The 15,172-nt window shown below is 70.1% G+C and carries 16 protein-coding genes; 3 read left to right on the top strand and 13 right to left on the bottom strand.

Annotation, left to right across the window (positions count from 1 at the left end):
• Positions 1–9: 9 nt before the first annotated feature.
• Both ACPWT1_RS18325 and ACPWT1_RS18320 read right to left on the bottom strand, forming a co-directional pair.
• Entirely contained in the window at positions 10–1,308 is a 1,299-nt protein-coding gene (locus tag ACPWT1_RS18325; protein WP_427912566.1) for a DUF5666 domain-containing protein, read from the bottom strand.
• Positions 1,292–2,185, bottom strand: a complete 894-nt coding sequence (locus ACPWT1_RS18320) for a DUF6502 family protein (RefSeq protein WP_427912565.1) — start codon at positions 2,183–2,185, stop codon at positions 1,292–1,294. Before ACPWT1_RS18320 ends, ACPWT1_RS18325 begins: the two co-directional genes overlap by 17 nt.
• A gap of 187 nt (positions 2,186–2,372) precedes the next feature.
• On the opposite strand from ACPWT1_RS18320, the gene ACPWT1_RS18315 reads away from it, so the two are divergent.
• On the top strand, positions 2,373–3,101 hold the full coding sequence (locus ACPWT1_RS18315) for a hypothetical protein (protein ID WP_427912564.1): 729 nt from the start codon (positions 2,373–2,375) through the stop codon (positions 3,099–3,101).
• Here ACPWT1_RS18315 and ACPWT1_RS18310 read toward each other — a convergent pair.
• The 3 genes from ACPWT1_RS18310 to ACPWT1_RS18300 all read right to left on the bottom strand — a co-directional run bounded on the left by ACPWT1_RS18310 (position 3,079) and on the right by ACPWT1_RS18300 (position 6,047).
• Complete coding sequence (locus tag ACPWT1_RS18310; protein ID WP_427912563.1) at positions 3,079–3,723, bottom strand: hypothetical protein; 645 nt, start codon at positions 3,721–3,723, stop codon at positions 3,079–3,081. The genes ACPWT1_RS18315 and ACPWT1_RS18310 overlap by 23 nt on opposite strands.
• Positions 3,724–3,742: 19 nt before the next feature.
• Positions 3,743–5,713 (bottom strand): prolyl oligopeptidase family serine peptidase, encoded by a 1,971-nt coding sequence (locus ACPWT1_RS18305; protein WP_427912562.1) that lies wholly within the window; start codon positions 5,711–5,713, stop codon positions 3,743–3,745.
• Positions 5,714–5,825: 112 nt separating this feature from the next.
• A complete protein-coding gene (locus ACPWT1_RS18300) occupies positions 5,826–6,047 on the bottom strand; it encodes a hypothetical protein (protein WP_427912561.1) in 222 nt (73 codons plus the stop codon).
• Between the two features lie 108 nt (positions 6,048–6,155).
• Between ACPWT1_RS18300 and ACPWT1_RS18295 the strand changes: the two genes are divergently transcribed.
• A complete protein-coding gene (locus ACPWT1_RS18295) occupies positions 6,156–6,431 on the top strand; it encodes a KTSC domain-containing protein (protein ID WP_427912560.1) in 276 nt (91 codons plus the stop codon).
• Between the two features lie 33 nt (positions 6,432–6,464).
• On the opposite strand, the gene ACPWT1_RS18290 is transcribed toward ACPWT1_RS18295, so the two are convergent.
• Complete coding sequence (locus tag ACPWT1_RS18290) at positions 6,465–6,986, bottom strand: hypothetical protein (RefSeq protein WP_427915590.1); 522 nt, start codon at positions 6,984–6,986, stop codon at positions 6,465–6,467.
• A 240-nt stretch (positions 6,987–7,226) separates the two neighbouring features.
• Here ACPWT1_RS18290 and ACPWT1_RS18285 point away from each other — a divergent pair, with 240 nt between their 5' ends.
• Positions 7,227–9,119 carry an ABC transporter ATP-binding protein gene (locus ACPWT1_RS18285; protein ID WP_427912559.1) on the top strand — a complete coding sequence of 631 codons (1,893 nt, stop codon included), beginning with the start codon at positions 7,227–7,229 and terminating at the stop codon, positions 9,117–9,119.
• A gap of 4 nt (positions 9,120–9,123) precedes the next feature.
• Here ACPWT1_RS18285 and infA read toward each other — a convergent pair whose 3' ends face one another.
• The 7 genes from infA to ACPWT1_RS18250 form a co-directional block, all read right to left on the bottom strand.
• A complete protein-coding gene (gene infA, locus ACPWT1_RS18280; protein WP_427912558.1) occupies positions 9,124–9,402 on the bottom strand; it encodes a translation initiation factor IF-1 in 279 nt (92 codons plus the stop codon).
• Between the two features lie 129 nt (positions 9,403–9,531).
• The gene (locus tag ACPWT1_RS18275) at positions 9,532–9,828 is read right to left on the bottom strand and encodes an RNA recognition motif domain-containing protein (protein ID WP_427912557.1); all 297 of its coding nucleotides are present in this window, start codon (positions 9,826–9,828) and stop codon (positions 9,532–9,534) included.
• 250 nt (positions 9,829–10,078) lie between these two features.
• Entirely contained in the window at positions 10,079–10,951 is an 873-nt protein-coding gene (locus ACPWT1_RS18270) for a winged helix-turn-helix domain-containing protein (protein ID WP_427912556.1), read from the bottom strand.
• A 103-nt stretch (positions 10,952–11,054) separates the two neighbouring features.
• Positions 11,055–12,185, bottom strand: a complete 1,131-nt coding sequence (locus tag ACPWT1_RS18265) for a phospholipase A (protein WP_427912555.1) — start codon at positions 12,183–12,185, stop codon at positions 11,055–11,057.
• A gap of 2 nt (positions 12,186–12,187) precedes the next feature.
• The gene (locus ACPWT1_RS18260) at positions 12,188–13,045 is read right to left on the bottom strand and encodes a MipA/OmpV family protein (RefSeq protein WP_427912554.1); all 858 of its coding nucleotides are present in this window, start codon (positions 13,043–13,045) and stop codon (positions 12,188–12,190) included.
• Positions 13,046–13,194: 149 nt separating this feature from the next.
• Positions 13,195–14,691, bottom strand: a complete 1,497-nt coding sequence (locus tag ACPWT1_RS18255; protein ID WP_427915589.1) for a tripartite tricarboxylate transporter permease — start codon at positions 14,689–14,691, stop codon at positions 13,195–13,197.
• Complete coding sequence (locus ACPWT1_RS18250; protein WP_427912553.1) at positions 14,685–15,152, bottom strand: tripartite tricarboxylate transporter TctB family protein; 468 nt, start codon at positions 15,150–15,152, stop codon at positions 14,685–14,687. The genes ACPWT1_RS18255 and ACPWT1_RS18250 overlap by 7 nt, the downstream gene beginning before the upstream one ends.
• Positions 15,153–15,172: the final 20 nt, after the last annotated feature.

The raw sequence follows: 15,172 nt of genomic DNA, 5'->3' as shown, positions 1-15,172 counted from the left end.
CTGATCGATTCAGGACTGGTGGATCTCGGTCGCGAGCCAGCTGCCGCCGACGGGAACGGCCTTGACGTGGACGACGGGCGTCGCCCCGGTGATCCAGCCAAGGATGTCGATGGGCGTGCCCACGCCGTAGGTGAACTGCAGGCCCTTCAGCGTGAAGGTCCGCGTGAGGATGTCCAGGTTGCTCACCGCGCCCAGGAACTCGAACACCTCGGTCTCGACCTGGGCCAGCGGCTTGAGCTCCACGCGGCTCGCGATCACCGTGCCGTTGAACGTCGTGCCATGCACTTCCACCACGGTGCCGACCAGCAGCGCGCCCGCCAGCGTGACAGCGGACGCGTCGACCTGGATGCCGTTGACCGCGAACGTGCCGGGCGCACCGACGCTGGTGATGCGTCCCTCGAGTTCGGCCTCCGCACCATTGCCGGCGTCCATCGCCTGCAGCCATGCCTGGCGCTGCTGGATGCCCGTCGCACGCCATGCAGTCCCGCTCGAGCCGGGCACGAGCGTCACCCGCACCAGCTGCCCATTGCCCCAGGCCGCCGGCAGCGCAAGACCGTCATCGAAGCCGATCAGGGCGGTGCCGAGCTGGAACGTGCGTGCCGCTGCATCCAGGCTGGTCACCTTGCCGCTCAGGCGAACGCTGGCTGCCGCGACGCTGGAGACCTCCACCCGGGTGGCGAGCAGGCGTCCGGTCGAGACGTCCAGGTAGCCGTGCAGCTCCACCTGGTGCGCCGTGGTGATGCCGGCCAGCTGGAGGGCGTCGCCATCGAACACGGCATTCGCGGCGATGTCCGCGCGCTGCCCGGCGACGGTGATCGTCCGCGCGACGGCGTCCACCGCATCCACCGGGCCGGCCCATTCACTGGCATAGCGGATCTGCAGCGCCGTCGCGGTCGGGAGGGCAGTGCCGGCGGCGGGCGCGATGGCGGTTCCCCGTACCGCGACCACCATCCCGGGGCGGACCGCGCCCACGATGCCGCCGTCGTCCCGTTCCACGGTCGCCGACCCGTCGTCGTAGCGGATGCCGCACACGATGATCGAACCCAGTCCCGACACGGTGCCGGTGGTGAACGATCCGGTGCCGCCGCTGCTGATGCCCGCCACGTCGGCGGGTCCGCCTGCATCCCCCATGGCGGGCGCGGCTCCAGCGGGTACGGCGTCGACGCCTGCTGCTCCGCTCACGCCGGCCGTCGCGTCGCCGCCCGCGGCACCTCCGCCGCAGCCTGCCAGCGTGGCGGCGCCCGCGGCGAGGGAGGCGAGGGCGGTTCGGCGCGTGACGCGGCCGGCTTTGTCAGTCGTGCTTGTCATGGGTTGCATTCCCTGGTTGGCCGGAGTCCGATGCTCCGGAAGGTCGGTCCTGGTCCGGCATGGGACCGGACCACGAATACAGGCCGATGCGCAGCTCGCGGTCCTGCGGCCGCCGCTGGCGCGCGTCGTCCTCGATCAGCGCCTGCAGCTGCGGAACGAGCGAAGTCATGAGGTGACGCCATTGCTCGGCGACGAGCTGGCGAGCCTTCGCGAGCGATTCGCTGGAGAGCTCGTCGGCCAGCAGCGCCTGTTCGAAATGTTCGTTGCCGCCGCCGAGCACGTTGGTGACGGCGCCACGCAGGTGGTCGCCGACGTTGGTCCCGAGGAAGCCGAGCATGCGGGTCCAGTCGGCCCGCGGCACGAAGGCGTTGGTGAGCGGTGCCAGCCGGTCCGTGGCGGGGTCGTGCGCCACCATCTTCAGCCGCACGAGCTCGTCCATCAGCGATCGCGGGTGGACGTCGCGCGTGACCTGGGCCGCGAGCGCCTCGAAGCTGGGTTCAGGACCGAGGCGGGGAATCGACGCTGGAACGCCGGTCTCGTCCAGGTAGGCCGCCTGGCTCATCCAGAGCGTCAGCACGTCGGTCGCCGGAGATCGCGAGACCGGCAGCCGCTGTTCGGGCGCCGCCTGCAGCCGGCCGACTTCCCGCCGGGTCAGGCCCGTCATGGTGCTCAGGCGACTGGTGAGCCGCTCGCTGCGCGCACTGGCCTCGCAAGCGTCCCGAGCGGCCTGCACGAAGGCTTGCCGCAGCAGTTCCTCGACGGGCTGGATCGTCACGGCGCGTGCGATGCACAGCTGCGCCACGGGCTTCAGCAGCGTCGCGAGCACACCCAGGACGGCGTGCCGGTCCGCGTCGAGGGGTGTGTCCGGGTTCGTCATGTGCTGAGCTACTGTAATGTGCAAAGAGCACATTTCGCCAGCACGAAGAGGTGACAAGCTGTTTCGAGCGGCCGCGCTGGAGCTTGGCCTGCCCAAAGAGAAGGGCGCCTGAGGCGCCCATCTCTGATCAGCGTGGCCGCGCCACGCGCCGGATCAGCAACCGGTCGAGCCGGAGTTGCTCGCGGTCGTGCCCGCTCCCGCGCCCATCGAGCTGCTCGTCCCGCCGAGGCTGCTGCCCGAGCCGCTGGACGATCCCATCGTCGTGCTTCCGGGGCTGGACGAACTGCTGCTGTCACTGGGGCTGGACGATGCCGTGCTGCTGGCGCCCGGGCTGCTGCTCGAACCGTACGTGCCGCTCGATGCGGAGGGACTGCTGCTGGAGCCCATCCCGCCCGAACTGCCTGCCGAGCCCATGGTGGTCGAGCCGCTGGAGTCGGAACCCATGGAGCTGCTGCCCGGGGTGGCCGACGCGCTCGCGCTGCTGCCGCGATTGAGGCAGGGCGTGGTGCCGGCGCTGGAGGCGCCCATGCCGCTGGTGCTGGGACTGGTGCTGGAGCTCGTGCCGGCGCCCGTACTGGGACTCGTGCTGGATCCGCTGCTCAACCCCGTGCCGGAGCTGGACGAGGAGCCGGTCGACGAGCTGGTGCTGCTGCCCGGGCTCGTGCTGGATCCGCTGGAGGAGGACTGCGCCTGCACCGCGAACGAGGCCGCGGCAAGCGCGGCGCTGGCCGCGAGGACGGCGATTCTGTGGGTCTTGGTCATGTCGGAGGTCCTTTTGGTTGAGGTGCGTTCGAAGACGCGAAGGGACGCCGCCCATGGCATGCCGGCCATGGGACGCATCCCGCAGGACCGCGGCAATGGGTGTGCCCGGCAAGAAGCGCGGGCGGGAAGGATCAGCCTGGCGAGGGGCCGCTGAACGTGACCTGGACCGGGAGATCGGCGCCCTTGCGCTGCTCCAGCATCCATCGCCGCGCGAACTCGGCAACGGTCTTCTGGGCCAGGGGGCGCTGCGCCTGCAGGTAGGCCGGCTCGTTGCCGCGCCGCGCCAGCTCGGGCCCGATGTTGCGGAGCAGCAGTTCGCGATTCGGTCCCACGGGAGGCGAGAGCCAGCCTGCACTGGTGCTGATCTCGACGTCCGCGGTGTGGAAGGGCACGGGCGTCGCCAGCTGCACCTGCGGCACTTCCAGGAGCCACTGCGCGCCGTCACGCACGAGGCGCCATTCCTCCGCGAGCGGGATGCGGTAGGTGTAGCGCGCACGCACGCGCAACCGGCTGACCGTGGTGCCGAACAACTTGCCGCAATCGGCGACCGGCCCGCAATCCCAGCTGGAGCTCCAGCCGAACTCCTCGGCCTTCTCGAGGCTGCCCACTTCGAGGAAACCACCCGGCGTGCGCAGCAGGACGATGCGGGCGGGGTCCAGCACCTGCTGGGGCTGCTCCCTGCGGCCGTGCCAACTGCCCGACACGGCAGCGATGATGACCACGGCGACCGCGAGGAGGACGCCGGCGGCCTTGCGGGAGCTGGGACGGATGGGCATGGCGGACCTTCTTCGAATGCTAGCCGGCGTGCGGGCCCAGGTGCCTGGCGAGGAACTTCTCGACGCGCGTCCAGAAGTCGATGCGATTGGGCACGTGCATCCAGCCGTGGCCCTCGAGCCGGTATTCGATCCACTCGACGTCGGGATTGGTCTTCTGCACGGCGTCGCGGAACTCGGTTCCGTGCACGATGGGCACGCGGCGGTCGCGGCCGCCATAGGCGAGCAGCAGCGGCTGCCTGATGCGCGCGGCCTGGTGCAGGGGCGAGGTCCTGCGCAGCTGCTCCGCGTCCTTGGCCCGGTCGCCGACGAGGATGGGCATGCCGTACCGCTCGTAGACGTCCGACAGGTCGCTCCAGCTGACGGTGGACAGCATCTCGATGTCGGTGACGCCGACCCAGTCGATGCCGCACTTGTACAGGTCCGGATCGTTCACCAGGCCCATGAGCGTGGCATAGCCGCCGTAGCTGGCACCCGCGATGCAGATGCGCTTCGGATCGGCGATGCCCTCCGCGATCGCCCACCGCGTGCCGTCGGCAATGTCGTCCTGCATCTTCAGGCCCCATTGCTTCCAGCCCGCGCGGAAATGGCGGAACCCGAAGCCGGTGCTGCCGCGGAATTCGGGTTCCAGCACGGCATAGCCGCGCGAGGCGAGGAAGTGCGCGTGCGGATCCCAGCGCCAGCTGCGGCCGCGGACGTAGGGGCCGCCGTGCACCAGGACGACCATCGGCAGGTTCTTGCCGCCGCCGGCGGGCAAGGTGAGCCAGGCCGGGATCTCCAGGCCGTCGCGCGCCTTGTAGCGCACCAGGTCCACCTTGCCCATGCGGCGCGGGTCGATGTCGCGCATCCGCTTGCCGAGCAGGGTGAGTTCGCCCGACGCGGTGTCGAACAGGTACAGGGTGCCGGGGTCGCGGTCCGAATGGGCGTGCACGGACACGGTGGACCGCTGGCCGCGCAAGGGAACGGCCAGGAGGTTGATGGTGTTGGGCAGCAGGGCGTCCACCTTCTGCTGGATGCCCTTGAGACGCTCGTCGAGCCACACCGTCGATATCGCGTCGCCCACGTAGTGCACGCCCAGCAGGCGCTGCTGGCTGAAGACGAGGGAGCCCTGGAAGTCGTAGCCCTGCACCGAGACGATGGCATCCGCCACGCGGTTGGCCTGCAAGTCGTAGCGGTGCAGCCGCGTGGTGTCACCTTCCTGCCGCGAGGTGACGAGCAGGGTGCCGTCGGGCGTGAACGCGTAGGGCTCGAAGCCGGCGTATTCGTACACGCCCCGCGTGTCGAGTGCGCGCCACTCTCCCGTGCGTGGATCGCGATGGAGCACCGAGCGCTTGCCGTCGCTCACGGTGACGGCTACGCGCGGTTCGTCGTCCTGGTCCAGCACCCAATCCCGGACGAAGTCGGGTCCCTTCAGGCGCGTGAAGTGTCCGGTCCGCGTGTTCAGCCGGAACAGGACCGTGTGGTGCAGCTCCCCTGCGGGCGTGCGCTCCGCGCCTTCGACGAAGATGTCGTCGGTGTCGCGTTTGCGGGGGGTGCCGGCGTACGCGCCGATGGCGGTCCACAGCCGCCGGTAGTTGTCGCCGTCCTTGTCGACGGCGAACAGCGCCGAGCCGAAGCGCATGTCGCCCGGCGCGGTGTCGCCCTCGGTCACGCCGCCGACGAGCCGATCGTCATTGACCCAGTCGTACATCGAGACGTCCGAGTCGGTGAAGCTGGCCACCACCTTTGCCGAGAGCCTGGCCACGTCGATCACGACGAGCTGCACGCGGCCGTTCTTCGCCGCCACGCCGACGGCAAGCGAGTTGCCGTCGGGCGAGAAGCGCGGCTCCCCGAACGCGGGGTTCTGGAAGAACTGCTCCAGCGGAACGGGCGCGTCCTGGGCGTTCGCCCGGACGGTCAGCCCGACGCCGAGCGCGCCGAGCCCCTGGTTGAAGCGGCGACGCGTGAGCGCGGTCGTTCCCGGCCGATCACCGGAGCTGCGGTCGTGGGCCATCCCTGTCCTCCTGCGGACATTCTAGGAAGGCGATGGTGGGCGGCCGCAAGGGCCGCACGTGCAGGAAGCGATGCGGGCCGGCCCAGCGCGGGGCCGGCGTGGCTGCGGGACGTCAGTCGCCGCTGACCAGGGAACCCATCGCGAACACGGACACCGGGATGCGGCCGGCCAGTTGTTCGGCGGTGTGGGACAGCCAGGTCTGGCGCTGTTTCTCCTCGATGGCGGCCTTGCGCTCCTGCGCGAGTTCGCGGGCGGTGAGCTCGTCCTGGTCTTCGATGATGATGTGGATGTCGGTGTCGGCCGCTGCTGCGGCTCTGTCGGTCTTTGCTGCCATGGCCGTATTTTCGCCGATCACCCCGCAAGAGGCCACTCCCGCGTGCATGTCCACACGGGACGTTTGCTGTGCTTGACACGCACGTTGCGGGTTCCGGGAAGATGCGCCATGACCATCAAGGTGTTCACCAGCGGTCGCCTGCGCAAGGCGCAGTACGACCCGTCATCGCAGCAGCTGGACCTGCACTGGGACAACAGGGCCGTGACCGCCTACAAGCATGTGCCGCAGGAGGTCTTCCGACGGCTGTGCAGCGCCCCCAACCCGGCGACCTACTGGGAAGACCGCATCGCCGAGGAATATCCGAAGGGAACGCCGATGGCCGCGGAGCCGCCGGCGGCAGGGACGAAGGACTTGCGCGACCTGTTCGGCGGCACGGACGACTGAAGCGCTCTCGACGGGACCGCCGCCCCGGCCGTCTCATTCGCGCGGACCGCCCTGTCCCAGCTTGCGGTCCTCGTCCTTGGCGTCCTGCATCGCCTCGGGCTCCAGGTCCTCGGCATGCCGGTTGGTCTGCACGAACAGGCCCCAGGCGGCCAGCAGCAGCGCCACCGAGCCGAGGAGGGCGCTGGCGTACAGCAGCTTCTCCAGGCCCTCGTGCACGGCCTTGAAGGTGGCCACCACGCCTTCGACGGAGAGGGCCACCACGATCACCACCAGGAACCGCGACAGGAAGCGCCGCACGCGCGTCGGTGCGCTCACGTGCGCATCGCGGATCACTTCCTCCTCGGCGATCGTCTGGGCGATCTGGAACGCGACCACCGCGGCGGCGAGCAGGCCCACCGCCTCGATGACGGTCTGGGCGGACTCGGCGGTCAGGCCTTCGACGACGGCTTCCCAGCCGGTGCGCGCGGCGATCAGCAGCAGCACGAGGCCGGCCGCGGCGAACAGGACCGCCATCACGCCCTGCGCCACGGCGAACGCGCCGAGCACCATCTTCATCCCGCGCACCGTCGACTTGCCACCTGCCATGCAGACCTCGCCTCGTTGAGGGCCGATGCTCGCACGGGAAGCGCCGGCGCGGGGCAGGCGACGCCCGGTGCGTTCCGAGTGCCCAAGCGGACCATGAGCTCATCCGCAAGCCGGTACAGTCCTGTTGACGGGGAACGCGTGTCCCCCAAGCAGTTCCCCTCCGGAGTCACCTTGTCGTCCCGAACCTCACCGAGGATCAGCACCGCCCTCATGCGGCGCTCGCTGCCGTGGCTGCAGGGATTCGGCAAGCCGATCGCCAAGGTGGTCGGCCTGGCCTTGCTGCTGGCCGCCGTCAGCGCCGCCGCGCCACTCGCCGTGATGCGGCTGGTGGACGCGCTGGGGCAGGTGGCCTCCGCCCAGGCGACGGCGCCCGGTCCGTTGGCCCCGGCGACCGTCCGCCTGGTGCTGCTGTCGCTGTCGCTGGTGGCGATCTCCGAGCTCGCGCAGGTCTGGCTGTCGCGCCTGCTGGAGGCGCGCAGCTGGCGCGTGCGGCTGGACCTGGACTTCGGGCTGCGCCAGCGGGTCACCGCGCAACTGCATCAGCTGCCTCTGACGTTCCACCAGCAGAACACCGTGGGTGGACTGGTGAACCGCGTCAACGTGTCGATCAACGGCTTCGTGGCCGCAGTCGGCGAACTGGCGTTCAAGGCGCTGCCCGCGATCGCCTACCTGGGCCTGGCGCTGGCAGCGCTCGTTCAACTCGATTGGCGTCTTGCGTTGGCCGTGTGCGTGTTCGCGCCGCTGCCGGCGGCGATCGGCATGTGCGCCGCACCCGAGCAGACGCGCCGCGACCGCGCGCTGCTCGCGCACTGGACCGCCACCTTCGGCCGCTGGACCGAGGTGCTGGCGAGCATCCGCACGGTCAAGGGCTTCGCGATGGAGCAGGCCGAGGAGCAGCGCTTCCTGGCCGCCGTGGCAGATGGCAACGCGCAGGTCACGCGCGGCGCCCGGCGCGATGCGCGCACCACGGCGCTGCAAGGACTGTCGGCCGCAGCGGCGCGGCTCTCGGTAGCCGGCCTCGGCGCCTGGCTCGTGCTGCGCGGCCACGGCACCGTCGGCACGCTGGTGGCCGCGCTGCAGTACGTGGGCGGCCTGTTCGGCCCGATCCAGGGATTGACCAACGTGTATGCGACGGTGCGGCGCGCGGGCGTGTCGCTGGAAAGCGTCTGCGCGATCCTCGAGGCGCCCGATCCGGTGGCCGACGTGCCGGGCGCGCAGGACCTCGTGGTCGCGCAGGGCGCCGTCACCTTCGACGGCGTCACCTTCGACTACGGCGATGGCCGACCGGTGCTGCGCGACGTGACGCTGTCGGTCGCGCCCGGCGAGACCGTCGCCCTGGTGGGCCCGAGCGGCTGCGGCAAGACGACGCTGGTGTCGCTGCTCGAGCGCCTGCATGCGCCCAGCGCCGGCCGCATCCTCGTCGACGGTGTCGACATCCGCGGCTGCACGCACCGGTCGCTGCGAAGCCAGGTCGGCACCGTGATGCAGGACGTGCACCTGTTCAACGACACCATCCTGGCCAACATCACCTACGGCACGCCGGGTGCCACGCGCGAGCAGGCCGAACTGGCAGCGCTCGCGGCCAACGCGCACGGCTTCATCGAGAAGATGCCGCTCGGCTACGACACCGTCGTCGGGGAGCGCGGCGCAGGCCTCTCGGGCGGACAGAAGCAGCGCATCGCGATCGCGCGGGCCCTGCTGAAGAACCCGCCGATCCTGGTGCTGGACGAGGCGACCAGTGCGCTGGACACCGAGAGCGAAGCGCTGGTGCAGCAGGCCCTGCGCAGCCTCACGCGCGGTCGCACCACGCTGGTGGTGGCGCACCGCCTCTCGACCGTGGTGGATGCGGACCGCATCGTCGTGCTGCGCGGCGGCCGCGTGGAGGCGGTGGGCACGCATGCGCAGCTGCTCGCGCAGGGCGGCTACTACGCGGGGCTCTTCGCGCGGCATGCGCGCGGGGCCTCGCTCGATTCGCTGGGAAACCTGGCCGACGAGGAAGGCGTGCCCTCCGCCGCGCCCGACCTGGTGCCGCCTGCAGCCGCGAGTGCTGCCAACGACACGGACCTCCCGCCCCGCGCGCCCTTCGCGGAACGGGCGGCGTAGCGTCTCAGCGGCGCGGGCCTCCGGGCCGTCGTGCCGGGCCGCCCGGCTGGTCGGGACGGCGCTCGGGCAGGTGGCGGAACATGATCCGTCCCTTGGTGAGGTCGTAGGGCGACATCTCGAGCGTCACGTCATCGCCCGCGATGATGCGGATGCGGTGCTTCTTCATCTTGCCGCCGGTGTAGGCCACCAGTTCATGGCCGTTGTTCAGGATCACCCGGCAGCGCGAGTCCGGCAGGATCTCGGCGACCTTGCCGCGCATTTCGATCAATTCTTCCTTTGCCACGTCAATTCCTTTGGCGCGCCTCCAGGCACGCAAGCAGTGTTGAGAAGCGGGAACAGCCAGCCCGCCGCGAGGCGAACTGGCTGGTTCGGCTGCTGCGAACCGGCCCGCTGCGCGGGCCGGCCGCGGGGATCAGTAGCCGCGGTTGCCGCCGTAGCCGCCACTGCGGGGGGCGCGCGGTTCCATCGGGCGGGCTTCGTTGACCACGAGGCCGCGGCCGCCGACGTCGTGGCCGTTCATGCCTTCGATGGCAGCCTTGGCTTCCGCCTCGGAGCCCATCTCGACGAAGCCGAAGCCCTTCGAGCGGCCGCTGTCGCGGTCCATCATCACCTTGGCGCTTTGCACGGCACCGAACTGGCTGAACGCCTGTTCCATGTCGCTGTCGCGGAACGAATAGGGCAGGTTGCCCACGTAGAGTTTGTTACCCATGAAGACTCCATAGAGAGAAAAAGCCACGATGGAGCCGGGATGCAATCACAAACTCATGGAGAAAACCGGGTTCGGGAAGGCGAAGCAGACTGGACACCGCGAAACATGCCCTTGCGGGCAGGCAGGATTATGCGCCCGCAGCCCTTCGTTCGCTCTGCGAAGGCGCAAAAAACCCTGCTGCGTCCGCGAAGCTTGTGGTTCATGCACGCAGCAGCTGTAGCCCGGCCCGCGCATCCGCGCATCCGCGCCTTCAGACGCCGCGTCGCCCGGTCGGCAGGAACATGTAGCCGTGCCCGTGCAAGGTCTGCAGGTACACGGGCTGCGACGGCTGGGGTTCCACCAGACGCCGCAGCCGCATGACCGCGGTGTCGATGCTGCGCGGCAGTGGCGTCTTGCCTGTGCCGTGCGACACCTCCAGGAGGCGCTGGCGCGAGATCGGCTGCGCGGGATGCAGCAACAGCTCGGCCAGGATGGCGTACTCGATCGGGTTCAGGTGCCGCAGCTCGGCGCCACGCGACAGGCTGCGCCGGTCGGGATCGAAGACCGAGTCGCCGACCGCAACGGGGCGGGCCTCAGGCTGCGGGACTGCTGCGTTCGGGGCAGGACCGCAGCGCCGAAGCACCGCGCGCACGCGGGCCAGCAGTTCGCGCGGCGAGCAGGGCAGCACCACGTAGTCGTCCGCGCCACTTTCCAGGCCGACCACGCAGTCCACCTCGTCGCGACTCGCGGACAGCAGGATCACGGGAACATCTCGCCCCTGCTCGCGCAATCGCGCACACAGCTCGAGCGTCACCTTGCCTTGCCGCTGCAGGCCGAGCAGCAGCGCGTGCGGCTCCAGCCGCCCCACGTGCACGGCGAGGTCTGCCGGCGAGTCCATCGTGGTGACCAGCATGCCTTCCGCAGTGAAGGGGGCCACCAGCTGTTCGCGCAACGGGCTGCCCACGTCCACCAGCAGCACGTGCGGCGAGCCCCTGCGGGGTGCGGCCGCCTCGCGTGAACGCCAGGAGCCGGCGCCGTTGCGTGGCCCACGCTGGACCAGGCGCCGTTGCGTCGGTGGCCTGGGCAGGTGGCCCGCGCCGGTGAAGGTTTCGGGTGCGCCGCTGTGGGCGTGCAGGTCTTCCATCGCGTGGTCCTCGGCTCTGGCGCCACGGTACGGACAGACGGTGCAGGAACTATGCAGGCGGTGTATCGCTTCGGTGATGGCTGGTGAAGCGTGTGTGAAGCGGCTACCAGTCCACCAGGCTCAGGCCCAAGCTCAGCACCGTGCGGCGCCGGTTGTAGTCGAGCAGGCTGTCGCCGTAGCCGGAGAACAGCTGCGTGTGCAGGCGCATCGCGCTGTTGCGGCTGCCGTGCGTGTCGCCGATCGGCAGCATCCATTCGAGCCGCAGCGACCCATGCGCCTGCGCGCGCAGCGAGTGGCGCACGGTGAAGGACAGCATCTCCCCATCCGACAGGTGCCAGCTGCCCGTGGCCTCGGCACGGCCGACATAGTCGCTGATGCGCGGGTTGTCGTCGTCGGCCGCCTGTTCGTTGATCCGCTGCCACACGCGCCCCTGCAGGGTGAAGCTGCCACGGTCGGCGCCGGCCATGAGGTACACGCGGTTCCAGCTGCGCGACAGCGGCAGGCTCTGGCCGTTGGACTGGTGCACCAGCCCCAGGCCGCCGTACCGCAGCCGCCAGCCCTGCAGCGCAGGCAGCTGGAAGGGGTAGGCATAGACGAACTCCGGCTCGTGGTCCGTGTTGCGGAACGGGCGCGACAACCCGCCGGTGAACAGCTGCCACGACGACTGCTGCGTGTAGCCGAACCAGACCGAATCGCGCACGGCGCCCTGTGTGAGCAGGCCCTCGGCGAGCTTGGTGCGCACCGACAGCTGGATGCGCGTTTCGGTGGTGCGATAGGGCAGCGGAGCCGCCGCGTTGTTGAGCGGGTTCTCCGAGGTGGGCTGCCGGTTCACGCTGTCGGAGCCGATCACCGACAGGCTGATCGGGCGGTAGCTGCGGATGCCGAACACGCCGCAGCCGGTCGCGCGTTCGAGCTCCCAGAAGCGGGACAGCTCGGAGTACGCGCTGTCGTGGCAGCCACCAGGTGCGGTGTCGTCGTTGCCCGGGGGTTCGACGCGGGCGGTGTCGCCCGGCTTGGGCGTTGGTGCAGGGGACGGTTCGGGCGCGGCCACCGGGCCGGGCCGCGCGCGGCCTGCCCACTGGTCATAGCAGGCCAGGCGTGCATCGGCATCGGCCAGGGCGGCGCAGGCCTGCCAGCCGTCGGCTGGCGCGGCGCCCTGGGCCGCGGCAGGCAGGGGCGCGGCCCAGGCCAGCGCCACGAGGGCGCTGCCGGCGGCCGCTGCGACAGCAGACACGCTCAGTCTTCGCCTTCCCTGCGCTGCGAGCGCCACCACGTCCAGGAGACGCCGATGCCGATCGAATGCCCGGTGGTCTCGCGCACCAGCGGGCTGGCGCGGTTGGCGGCGCCGGCGATCGAGTCGACGCGCGCGAAGGTGAACAACGTCCAGTCGCGCGTGATGTCCTTGGACGCGAAGAGGGACAGGCGTGTCGCGAGCAGGCCCGCTTCGGCTTCGTACGCCGGGCGGCCGGTCCGTGCGAAGCGCGGCTCGACCTCGTAGAACGTGCGGGCGAGTCGCTGGTCGGCGAACAGCACGCTGAGGCCGCCGCCATAGAGCCAGCCGCCGCCGGGGCGCCGACTCCAGGTGATGCCGGGCTGGAACACGGCGCCGCGGTACTTCAGCTGGTGGCTGAGGTCGAACACGCCACGCAGCGGCAGGTCGGCGCGCCACTGGCCGCCCAGCGGCGCCGGGCCCAGGTTGAACTTCAGGCGCGGGCCGAATTCGACGAGCGTGCCCAGGTTGGGCATGCCGGCCCGCGCCGGGTCGTTGCTGGCGCTGGAGCCGAAGCTGCCGGCCGCGCTGATGTCGAACTCGTACAGCGGCGTCTTCACCGGCCGCACGCCGATGCCATCGTTGTCGGCGCGGAAGAACCGGCCGCGGTAGATGGCGAAGGGCAGGGCCAGCCCGCGGTGCACCTGCCGGCTGGATCCCGGATAGGCCTGCTGCGCCACGCCCAGCGCCACGCCGCCGACTTCCCAGAGCGGGCGGCCGGCGCCCTCGACAGTGGGCGGGGCGGGGACGGATTCGGTCTGGGCGAAGGCGGCCGTGCAGGCGAGTGGCAGCAGGGCGCGGGATAGGCAGCGGAGGACGTTCATCGATGAGGGCGGCGCGGCAAAGTCGTCGGTTCTATCGCACTTCGCCGTCCGCGTGGGGAGGAGGGCGTGACGGACGCCCGCATGGCGCCCGTCCGACGCACGAAAAGCAACCCAACGATGGCCGGCCGCCCTCGTCCTGCCACGGGCGATCACGCGGGCAACGGACGCCTTCCGCGCAGCAGGCGCGTGACCACGGGCGCGAACCAGACCACCGCCGTCAGCACGGCCAGGCCCGCGGCGATCGGACGCGAGAAGAACGCGCCGAGGTCGCCGTTGCTCTTGATCATCGAGGTGATGAAGTTCTCCTCCAGCATGCCGCCCAGCACCACGCCGAGGATCGCGGGCGCGATCGGGAACCGGTTGGCCTCGAGCAGGTAGGCCACCAGGCCGACCACCAGCATCACGGTCACCTCGAACAGCGAGTTGTTGATGGCGAACGTGCCCACGATGCAGAACAGCAGGATCAGCGGCATCAGGACGTTGCGCGGCACGTGCAGGATCTGCTTGGACACCTTGATGCACAGCAGGCCCAGCGGAATCATGATCACGTTGGCCACGATGAACAGCAGGAACACCGCATAGATGTTCTGCGGGTTCGTCGTGAACAGCGTCGGCCCCGGGTTCATGTTCTTCATGTACAGCACGCCGATGACGATGGCGGTGATGCTGTCGCCGGGAATGCCGAACACCAGCGCCGGGATCCACGCCCCCGCCAGCGCACTGTTGTTGGCGGACCCCGACTCGACGATGCCTTCGATGTGCCCGGTGCCGAACTTCTGCGGCTCCTTGCTGAACTTCTTGCTCATCGCATAGGACATCCAGGCCGCAATGTCGGCACCCGCACCGGGCAACGCACCGACGGCCGTGCCCAGCGCGCTGCCGCGCAGGATCTGCAGCGGGTACTTCTTCGCCAGTTCCCACTGCCCGCGCATCACGTTGCCCACCTTGTCCACGACCAGTTCGGCCGGCGGGCTGGTGTCCACCACGAAGCGGATCACCTCGGAGATGGCGAACATGCCGATCATCATCGCGATCATCCCGATGCCGCCCGTCATCTCGGCATTGCCGAAGGTGAAGCGCGGAAAGCCCGCGGGGTTGCCGAGGCCGACGCAGGCGACCAGCAGCCCGAGGAACAGCGTGATCACGCCCTTGAGCGGCTGGTCGCTGGTGATGAACACGGCGCAGGTGAGGCCGAGCAGCACGAGCCAGAAGTACTCGAACGAGCTGAAGTGCAGCGCGAACTCGGCCAGCGCGGGCGCGGCCAGGATCAGCACCGCGGTGCCGAACAGGCCACCGATCGCCGAGAACACCAGGCCAGCGCCCAGCGCCAGTTCGGCCTGGCCCTTGCGCGTGAGCGCATAGGCTTCGTCGGTGTACGCCGCGCTGGCCGGCGTGCCGGGGATGCGCAGCAGGCAGCCGGGCACGTCGCCCGAGAAGATGGCCATCGCCGTGGCGGTGACCATCGTCGCGATCGCCGGGATCGGCGCCATGAAGAAGGTCACCGGCACCAGCAGCGCGGTGGCCATCGTCGCGGTGAGTCCCGGGACCGCGCCCACGAACAACCCGAACAGGGAGGCGAGCAGCATGGCCACGAGCGTGGTCGGCTCGAAGACCATCGCGAAGGCCTGCAGGACGGCGTTCACCAGGCGACTCCCTTGAGCACGCCCCAGGGCAGCGGCACGCGCAGCAGCTTGTAGAAGGCGAAGTGGATGACGAGCGTGGCGACGATCGCGATGAGCACGGCGCGGCCCGGCGGCACCTTCAGCACCAGGAACAGCGCCAGCAGGATCAGCGACGCCGTCGGCAGGAAGCCGAGCCACTCGGACGCCAGGATGTAGAACAGGATCGAGGCCACCACGGTCACGAAGCCGAGGATGTGACGCGGCGATCGCACCCAGTCGTCCCACGCGATCCAGGGGGCGTCGTGCCGTTCCTTCCAGCCGCGTGCGACGAGCAGCACGCCGCCGATGCACAGGCCCGCGGCGATGAGGCCCGGGAACAGGGCAGGACCGACCGGCTGGCCGGGGATCTTGGGATAGCCCTGGACGACGGCGAGCACCGCCGCGCCCAGCACCAGCAGCAGGAAGCCGAAGACGGCGTCGTTCATCCGCATGGCTTCGCCTCCCG

The sequence above is a fragment of the Ramlibacter sp. MMS24-I3-19 genome (genome assembly GCF_050320135.1).
Taxonomy (GTDB): domain Bacteria; phylum Pseudomonadota; class Gammaproteobacteria; order Burkholderiales; family Burkholderiaceae_C; genus Ramlibacter.
The sequence above is the reverse complement of the archived record's forward strand: the minus strand, read 5'-3'. Positions and strand labels throughout refer to the sequence as shown.